This window comes from Arthrobacter sp. CAN_A6, from assembly GCF_015751715.1.
Taxonomy (GTDB): domain Bacteria; phylum Actinomycetota; class Actinomycetes; order Actinomycetales; family Micrococcaceae; genus Arthrobacter_D.
This window is the reverse complement of record NZ_JADOUV010000032.1, coordinates 1-6575: the sequence shown is the minus strand read 5'-3', so window position 1 is coordinate 6575 and position 6575 is coordinate 1. Positions and strand designations below refer to the sequence as shown.

Annotated in this window: 8 protein-coding genes, 1 pseudogene and 1 riboswitch; of the genes and pseudogenes, 7 read left to right on the top strand and 2 right to left on the bottom strand. The window is 61.6% G+C overall.

Features of this window, described 5'->3' with window-relative positions:
* Positions 1 to 276: 276 nt before the first annotated feature.
* On the bottom strand, positions 277 to 474 hold the full coding sequence (locus tag IWX75_RS17315; RefSeq protein ID WP_196823501.1) for a hypothetical protein: 198 nt from the start codon (positions 472 to 474) through the stop codon (positions 277 to 279).
* A 258-nt stretch (positions 475 to 732) separates the two neighbouring features.
* On the opposite strand from IWX75_RS17315, the gene IWX75_RS17310 reads away from it, so the two are divergent.
* Together IWX75_RS17310 and IWX75_RS17825 are read left to right on the top strand one after the other, a co-directional pair.
* Positions 733 to 1416 (top strand): class F sortase, encoded by a 684-nt coding sequence (locus IWX75_RS17310; protein WP_196823500.1) that lies wholly within the window; start codon positions 733 to 735, stop codon positions 1414 to 1416.
* 240 nt (positions 1417 to 1656) lie between these two features.
* Entirely contained in the window at positions 1657 to 1779 is a 123-nt protein-coding gene (locus IWX75_RS17825) for a hypothetical protein (protein WP_334684456.1), read from the top strand.
* A gap of 123 nt (positions 1780 to 1902) precedes the next feature.
* On the opposite strand, the gene IWX75_RS17305 is transcribed toward IWX75_RS17825, so the two are convergent.
* Positions 1903 to 2790, bottom strand: coding sequence for a LysM peptidoglycan-binding domain-containing protein (locus IWX75_RS17305; RefSeq protein ID WP_196823499.1), 888 nt, complete (start codon positions 2788 to 2790; stop codon positions 1903 to 1905).
* Between the two features lie 4 nt (positions 2791 to 2794).
* Positions 2795 to 2994: riboswitch (cyclic di-AMP (ydaO/yuaA leader) on the bottom strand.
* A gap of 268 nt (positions 2995 to 3262) precedes the next feature.
* Between IWX75_RS17305 and IWX75_RS17300 the strand changes: the two genes are divergently transcribed.
* The 5 genes and pseudogenes from IWX75_RS17300 (at position 3263) to IWX75_RS17275 (ending at position 6186) form a co-directional block, all read left to right on the top strand.
* On the top strand, positions 3263 to 3583 hold the full coding sequence (locus IWX75_RS17300; RefSeq protein ID WP_196823498.1) for a metal-sensitive transcriptional regulator: 321 nt from the start codon (positions 3263 to 3265) through the stop codon (positions 3581 to 3583).
* A 64-nt stretch (positions 3584 to 3647) separates the two neighbouring features.
* Positions 3648 to 3863 carry a heavy-metal-associated domain-containing protein gene (locus IWX75_RS17295; protein ID WP_196823497.1) on the top strand — a complete coding sequence of 72 codons (216 nt, stop codon included), beginning with the start codon at positions 3648 to 3650 and terminating at the stop codon, positions 3861 to 3863.
* A gap of 74 nt (positions 3864 to 3937) precedes the next feature.
* Positions 3938 to 4588, top strand: a pseudogene (locus tag IWX75_RS17285) (cation transporter); the annotation flags it as partial.
* Positions 4589 to 5415: 827 nt separating this feature from the next.
* Complete coding sequence (locus IWX75_RS17280; protein ID WP_196823494.1) at positions 5416 to 5985, top strand: hypothetical protein; 570 nt, start codon at positions 5416 to 5418, stop codon at positions 5983 to 5985.
* A 48-nt stretch (positions 5986 to 6033) separates the two neighbouring features.
* Complete coding sequence (locus tag IWX75_RS17275; protein WP_196823493.1) at positions 6034 to 6186, top strand: hypothetical protein; 153 nt, start codon at positions 6034 to 6036, stop codon at positions 6184 to 6186.
* The last annotated feature ends 389 nt before the right edge of the window (positions 6187 to 6575 follow it).

Genomic DNA, 6575 nt, shown 5'->3' with positions numbered 1-6575 from the left:
AGGAAACCGGATCCAACACCGCCATGCTCGCCCTCGGTGGCGGACTGGTCCTGGCAGCAGCAGCCGGCGGAACCTTCATGGTCCGCCGCAGCAACACCAACGCATAATCGAAAAACAGCACCACAGATCGACGGACTGATCGAACCTGATTGATTCAACGATCAGCTCGACTAAGACGGCAGCCGCAGAAGCCCCCAGCTTCTGCGGCGGCCGTTTTTCAATGCTGGCCGACTGCGGTCGCTTCTTAACGGCTTGCCACGAGCAACGCACCGTTTTTCAGGCGCCCTCACGACGGGAATCGGCCCAGCTCTCGGCAGCGGCCAGGTAGCGCCGTGCAGCAGTAACTACCGCGTCAGGGTGAGGATTGATCCACGACCGTTCAAGCTCGGAGAGTGCCTGGTCTGCACGACGACGCGATAAAGCCATCGCCACCGAGTCGACGCCACTGGCCTCGCTACCGCGTATCAGGCTCATGCATTTCATTCGTAGTCGGAGGATTCAGGGATCGCTTTGACCGCCAGCCACGGTGCGTGCGAACATCACTGATTGGTTCATTACGCAGCGTCGCGGCGATGATGCCGCCCAGCAGGCTTGCTGGCCCGTCGGTTCCCGAGGAACCCATCCGGAAGGACGGCTGTTTCGAAGAATAATCAAGCACGTTGGTTGGGGCCAGCAGCAGCAACGCCAAGGAACAATCCTCCAGGCCCCACGAACTGATTGGACAAGCCCACCATGCTTAGATCATCCAGCGGACGTCGCGGAGGGTACTTTGCCTCAGCAGCAGTTGCCGCCCTCATCCTCACAGGCTGCGCAACAGAAGCCCCGCCCCAAAGCCAGGAAACGGCGTCACCGCCGACGGTTTCCTCCACGCCCGCGGTCCCAGCCCCTACGCAGACAACTGCGCCGCCCGCACCGAAAACTCCCGTCGCCGCAGCCCCCACCCCGACCCAATCCCCCGTCCTGCCCGAATCAGCCCCCGTTTCCTTCAGCATCCCCTCCATCGGCGCCGGATCAGAACTCCTCAGCCTCGGGCTGCGCGACAACGGCTCACTCGAGGTTCCCCCCGACGGCCCCGGCGCACCCGCGAGCTGGTACAACGACTCCCCCACCCCCGGGGAACGCGGACCAGCTGTCCTGCTCGGCCACGTCAACGCCACCGACGCAGGCCCAGGGGTTTTCGCGGACCTGCGCAGCCTCAAAGCCGGCGACACTATCAACGTCACCCGCAAAGACGGCACCACAGCAACCTTCATCTTCGACCACGGCGAGCAATACCCCAAAGACCAGTTTCCAACCCAAACGGTCTACGGCAACACCGAAGGATCAGAACTACGCCTAATCACCTGCGACGGCTACGACCCCGACACCGGCGAATTCGACGACAACTACGTCGTCTACGCAAAACTAGTCACCTAAAACTGCGAATCCAATAGACGCTGCCGCGGTCAGGGATTGCCTTGTGGAACGGCCAGGCGCACCGGTAGTGGCGGTAGTGGCTGGCTGTGGCTGACTGGTGGTGGTTGGCGCCGGATATGGGTGTGGCACCCACCCCGGGTCGGGTAGGTGCCATCGATTCTTCCGCAGGAGCACCTTCAGGACTTTCCTGCGAAGGTGATCCGGGAAGTCACAGGACAGGCGGGCTCCCATGGGGAGTCGATGCGGTCTGATGTGGCCGTCCGTGAGCTGGCACTGCATTGCCTGCACGCGGTGAAAGCGACGGCGTCCCTGCCCTCGACCGCGCTGCCCGGTCCCTGGTGGGCGTCATTGTGGACTGCCTGACATCGATGTCCACGGATTGGCACTAACAAATACTGCGTTCAGGGATTTTCTCCTGGTTTTGGGCAGAAAAAAGCGGCAGGCGCCCACCGTTCAGGACGCCTGCCGCTTACAGCTTACGGCGGGTTAGCCGTTGACGCGGTAGTAGGAAGGTCCTGATCCGATGTCAGCGCTGTTGATGACAGTCTGGTTGCCGTTGAAGCCGCTGTGGATTGCCTTGCCGTCTCCGATGTAAATGGCGTTGTGCGGAACACCGGCGCCGCCGTCGGCGTAGTAGATGAAGTCGCCTGGCTGGGGGTTCGAGACCGGGGTGGCGAATTCCATCAGACCGGCCGGGGATTCATCCCCGACTCCGCTGATACCGGCGGCCTTCAGCGCCTGCTCACCCAAAACAGTGCAGTCCTGAATGGCACCGAGCTGGGCGTAAGCCGAGGCGAGGATTGCCGCATTGACGCCGCTGGCAGCGGGGGCCGAGGTGGCTACGGGGGTGATGGTGCTGGAGGCGAAGGAAATCCCGGACTGTGCCGGTGCAGCTGCCGGGGCGGGAACGGTGAAGGACACCTGGGTTGCCGGTGCTGCTGCAGGGACCACTGCGGGGCTCACTGCTGCGGGGGCGGCGACGAAGGCGCTACCGGAGACTTTGATTTGCTGTCCCGGGTAGATCACGGATGCGTAGGACAGGTTGTTCTGCGCCAGGACCGTATTCAGTGCCACGCCATAACGAGCAGAGATAGCACCCAAGGTGTCGCCGGCGACGACGGTGTGGGTGCCCGCTGCTGCAGCGGGAGCTGCGGTGACGGGGGCCGGCGCCGGGGCTGCGGCCGTGGTGTCGATGTAAGTGCCGGCCTGGGCTGCTGCTCCTGAAGCGAGCACGAGACCGCCGGTGGCCGCGACGATCATGGCCGGCTTGCCGACGTTTACCGCGTTGGTCTTGGCCGTATAGGCCAGTCCCGCGAGGACGATGGAGTGGATGGGGGTGGCGCGGTGGCGCGCGGAAATGGACGTACGGAACATGTTTTTTGCCTCTCCCAATGCCTGCGGGGTGAGCTGTCGGATTCGGATGGGAGACACCCGGCCGGTTCGCACTCACAACGAGTGAGAACGAAACGACTTAACCCCAAGGACCACTAAGTGGTCCGGTGGAAACGTGGTTCCCCCGTTCCTGCCACCTGGAATGCAGACGGACCCCGGTCAGTGGCAGGACTCGGCATTCTGCCCGGGAGTGTTCCAGCTGGTGCTGAGAACATTCGACGAGAATACCCCTCCGCCGTATAAAATGTCACGTTCAAGTAACAGCACTCACACCAGCACCAGCACCACCACTGAGGGTGCTCGTAAAAACGTCTTAAATCGGGGACCGAAGAGTCATTGGTACCCGGCGTGATGCTCAGGAGGTGGGAATGAACGATGATGGAGAGGTGGGGGAAACCTCTTGCGATCCGTACCCCCGGGGGGTAAATATTTACTCTGTTGAAAGGGGACCACCATGACCACCGAAACAGAAGCCGCGGTTGAGCGGGGCTATACCGCCGACAAGGACGCCTACCTGCGTCGGCTCAAGCGCATCGAGGGTCAGGTGCGCGGTATTGCCCGCATGGTCGATGAGGACCAGTACTGCATCGACATCCTGACCCAGGTCGCCGCCATCAATAAGGCCTTGCACGCGGTGAGTATCGGCCTGCTGCAGGAACACATTCAGCACTGCGTCGTCGGCGCGGCGCACGAAGCCACAGCGACCGGTGATCCGACGGCTGTCGATGGAAAAGTCAAGGAAGCAACCGACGCCATCAGTCGCCTGCTGCGCTAACGCCCACCCGCCCGGCACCGGTACCCCTTCCCTCCCACCCACATCACGTCGAAGGAAATTGCTCATGCAAACCACCATCAAAATCTCCGGTATGACCTGTGGGCACTGCGTTTCCTCCGTTCTGGAGGAACTCTCGGAGGTTCCCGGCGTCGAGAAAGTCGATGTGCAGCTCAATGCCGGCGGGGTATCCACCGCCGACGTCACCGCTGAAACCGAACCCGATCCGGCAGAGCTCCGCAAGGCGGTCGAAACCGCCGGGTACACCGTCGTCGACGCCTAGCCCCAGGATGGCCGGTGCCCGGCCCAGAATCTGATGACTATTTTCTGGTCAATATTTGCTAAGGAGCTTTCCGTATGAGCACCGGCACGACCCTGGACAAGAGCGCCGGTCAGGTCATTGATCTCGACATCGAGGGCATGACCTGTGCGTCCTGTGTGGGACGGGTCGAGCGGAAGCTCGGAAAAATCGAGGGTGTCTAGGCTGCGGTGAACCTGCCCCTGAAATCGGCGAAAGTCACGATCCCGGCCGGGGTGAGCGTCGCACAGATCATTGACACGGTGAACGCCATCGGCTACAAAACAACCCTGAAAACCCCGGCACACCAAGGCTCCGCTCCGGGGAGCCCCACGGGTTCCTCACACCTCACCGGTCCGGATCCTGCGCTGGGCATGCCCGGCATCGGCAGTCCGTCGACGGGCGTGCCGGCTTCGTTAGGGGCAGATACTGTCGCCGAGCAGGAGGATGCAGCAAAAACCTCCGCTGCGGCAAGGAAAATTGCGGGCCTCAAACGCCGCCTGATCATCGCGGCCGGGTTCACGCTCCCGGTCACGATCATTTCGATGCTGCCGGCAGCACAGTTCCCGCACTGGGGATGGGTTGTCTTGGCCTTGTCCCTGCTTGTGGTGACCTGGGCTGCGTGGCCGTCCCACCGGGTCGCGGCGATCAACGCCCGCCACCTATCCTTCACCATGGATACCCTGATCTCGATCGGCGTCGCGGCAGCGCGTGATGTTTGCCGTTTGCACGTTCACCGGACTTGCCGCTGATCGTTCAGAACACGGGCGCTGATGAGCTGGGCCGCTACTAGCGAAGCTTCACGGTGGTTCGGTCGCGCGCCAGGTGCTCGGCCTGAACCAGCTCATGACGGGGCGCAGGCATGACTTGAACAGGGTGGCAACATTGCCTGACCTCGCCGGGACAGCCGATGCCGCAGTCCACGAGGTCTTCCTGCAGGTCGAGCCGCACGACCGCCACGGCATTGGGATCCTCCTTACGCAGGATTTCCAGCCCATTAGCCGGACCTCGGTTGAACCGAGCAGGGTAGAAGCCTGCTTCAGCTCACCTGTGATCGGGCTTCCACCGATATCACCGGCCGCTGCAAGGATAAGCTAAAAAATCTCTAGCTGTCGGACCAAGCTATGGCATGGCTGATGACGAATAAAAGCTGAGGCAATCCGGATACGCCGGCACGGTGTGCCGATGAGCCGGCTACCTCGTTTACACCGGATCCGTGACCCTGAGCACCTAGCGATCGTTATCACCGAACTTTCCCACATCAAAGAGACCTGCAATGCGCCTTTACGCAGCACATTCAATAACGCTAACTGTCCTGCTATCCACGGCCGGGCTGATCCTCGCCGGTCCGGCCCCGGCTTTCGCTGTGGACACTGCCCCCAGCAGTGGCAGTGCGGCGCAGACGATGATGCCAACGGAAGAGTCAATCATTCCCGGACCAGGGCCCTCCCCCACTGAGAACACCGATCCTTCAACACCGGCAACATTGGAGCCCTTTACTCCACCTGTCCTACCGCCGGGCGAGGAGCTGATCCCCGTGCTTCCGGTACCGCCCAACGAACCGGTACCCCTTGCACCCCCCACCGCGCCGCTTACCGAACCAACACCCTCTGCACTCCCGACCGAAACCGATGCTGAATCTAATGAATCTGCGGAACTGGCACCGCCCGACACTGAAGTGGCTGCGAAACCGACACCAGATGCTCAAAACACCGGCAACGCCGACCCCAACGCCACCAACAGGTTTGCTCCTGTTGAAGCCGCCCCAGCGCCCATCGTGAACCCCAAGCGCTCATCTCCACCACCGGCTCCCGCAAACGGAATGACGCCTCCCCTTGCACCACGTGGCACCCTCACCCCGAAACTCGGTACGCCAAACATAAGCCAGATACGTGAACTGGGCTCTGCCGGTAAAACCTCGTCCGCCATCACGCCGCAGCCATTTGCAGAGGGAACCGAAACACCGCCACCAATTTACGCCGCAACACAACCGGCAGACAGTGCCCTTTCCTTACGTCATGTCGTCATCGGCGTATTGAGCATCGTGGCGCTCATGCTTGCCGGCGCCATCGGTGTCGTTGCCCGCCCATACCGCGCGCACCACTAATTCCACTCAACTCACCTGGTAATTGTGAGGAAAACCCAAAACGCCGTCATGTCTGAGTATGTCGGTCAAGGTAGCAACACTGACATCATCGCCCTCGGTGGTGGCATCGTCACGGCAACAGCAGCCGACAGAACCCTTATGGTTCGCCACGAAAATCATTTGGTCTATGTCGCGGTCGTTCTTCTGATGCTCATCGGCTAGGAAATGAACGCTCCGGCCAAGAGCCAAAGAACGACGGCACCGATTACCACTACACCCGCGGTGACAACGCTCACGCTACCGCCATGCGTGCCCCCATTCTCACCCTCCACCGTTGAATTGACGATTCCAACGGTGCAGGGGGGGCCAACTTACACCGTCGTAAAAAGCCCGGCGAGCTGACAAGTGGGCCACTTCCAACTGCGCACCGGCATTACCTATGCCCCGTGGGACTGTCCGATAAACGGTGTGTGGGGTCCGGCGGTTTTCATCAGTGAGTAATTCTTTCGAACCGTTCTGCGAAGGTGATCGCGAACGCATTGAGGGCGGGCTTCCACCTGATCACCCAGCGTGCTCTGCCGCCGCCGGTGGGGTCAAGAGACCGGGTGACG

Excerpts from the sequence above, each read along its gene's own strand:
- IWX75_RS17315 (WP_196823501.1), bottom strand. The coding sequence starts at position 474 with ATGAGCCTGATACGCGGTAGCGAGGCCAGTGGCGTCGACTCGGTGGCG.
- IWX75_RS17310 (WP_196823500.1), top strand. The coding sequence starts at position 733 with ATGCTTAGATCATCCAGCGGACGTCGCGGAGGGTACTTTGCCTCAGCA.
- IWX75_RS17825 (WP_334684456.1), top strand. The coding sequence starts at position 1,657 with ATGCGGTCTGATGTGGCCGTCCGTGAGCTGGCACTGCATTGCCTGCAC.
- IWX75_RS17305 (WP_196823499.1), bottom strand. The coding sequence starts at position 2,790 with ATGTTCCGTACGTCCATTTCCGCGCGCCACCGCGCCACCCCCATCCAC.
- IWX75_RS17300 (WP_196823498.1), top strand. The coding sequence starts at position 3,263 with ATGACCACCGAAACAGAAGCCGCGGTTGAGCGGGGCTATACCGCCGAC.
- IWX75_RS17295 (WP_196823497.1), top strand. The coding sequence starts at position 3,648 with ATGCAAACCACCATCAAAATCTCCGGTATGACCTGTGGGCACTGCGTT.
- IWX75_RS17275 (WP_196823493.1), top strand. The coding sequence starts at position 6,034 with ATGTCTGAGTATGTCGGTCAAGGTAGCAACACTGACATCATCGCCCTC.